Here is a 1,152-nt window from a genome sequence, read left to right as displayed (position 1 = left end):
ACATATCAAAACGCTTAAAATACGCAGTAGTATATTGTGATATGGAACAAATTGAGCATATGATGCAAAAGTTGAACAAACTTCCTTTTGTGAAAAAGGTAGAACCGTCGTACCGCCCGTATTTAAAAACGGAATTTGAAAATTCACGTCCTGATCGGGCGAAAGAATACGATTATAGCTAATAGAAAAAATCCCCTGCTAATTTTAGCGGGGGATTTTTTCACTTAAAATGAAGTATTATTTCATTGGAGGAATGAAATTATTCATTCGTAAAATACCAATTAAATGATTGAAGAACAGTTCTTTTTCTGGGAAAGTTGTGGATGGTTTTACCGTAAAGGTAGTTACTTTTTTTCCTAGTTGTTCTGCTGTTTCTTCAAATAAAATGACACGTTTACTTTTTTTATTTTCAAGTACAGGAATGCCTTCACGACATATGTATAATGGTTGGAAATCACCAGTAGTAGTTGGTTTTAATATTACAACAAGTGAGCACACTTTTTTTTCATTTTTAATCGTTTCAAATTGTAACATATGGGTTATACGTTCTCGATTTGCTTTGGCAATTTCAAGTAATTCATATAAATCAGAGTAGCCCTCTCCGAGTTCTATAAAGCGTTGAATCATATTTTTTCCTCCTCTTTCTTTTACTGTACCATCTCGCTTTTTAAATGAAAAGTAGACAAAGAAAAAAACCCTGCAAAGCAGGGCCCTTCTTATACTAGCATGTACTAGTAAGAAGGCAAAGGGAGAGGAGAAACCGGAGGAAGAACTTATGGGGAAACGTAAGTCTTCTCCGCGGTTGGCAACAACATCGAAGGTGATGTTGTTATAATTATTTATGTCCAATCTAAATGAAGATATACATCATGAAATTAAATTTTATGTTGGGCTTTTTATTTTTCTTTTTTTTATTTTATGATAGGATAAAAAAGATAAAGTGAAACTAATTTACATAATGGGTTCGTGTTAGCAAATGGTGAGATTAATACATAAAAAATGCAGAGCGGTTATTTTAAGTAAGAGTTCTCTTATTGTTCGATGAAAGGTGAATGGAAAACTTCATGGAATAGTAAAGTTTGGTAGCGGTTACTGAATGGAGAAAGGCTTTCTATAATTGCTCGATAGATTGAAATAAAGGTAGTGACAACA

General features: G+C 33.0%; 2 protein-coding genes. One reads left to right on the top strand and one right to left on the bottom strand.

Annotated features, from left to right (window positions below; genetic code table 11):
- Positions 1–182: YlbG family protein (locus tag KI369_RS23730; RefSeq protein ID WP_238484950.1), on the top strand; the 182-nt coding region annotated here is incomplete at its 5' end.
- Positions 183–237: 55 nt separating this feature from the next.
- Here KI369_RS23730 and KI369_RS23725 read toward each other — a convergent pair.
- Positions 238–627 carry a DUF7147 family protein gene (locus KI369_RS23725; RefSeq protein WP_144614632.1) on the bottom strand — a complete coding sequence of 130 codons (390 nt, stop codon included), beginning with the start codon at positions 625–627 and terminating at the stop codon, positions 238–240.
- Between the last annotated feature and the right edge of the window lie 525 nt (positions 628–1,152).

Origin of the sequence: Bacillus sanguinis, from assembly GCF_018332475.1 — a bacterium.
GTDB lineage: Bacteria > Bacillota > Bacilli > Bacillales > Bacillaceae_G > Bacillus_A > Bacillus_A sanguinis.
The sequence above is the reverse complement of the archived record's forward strand: the minus strand, read 5'-3'. Positions and strand labels throughout refer to the sequence as shown.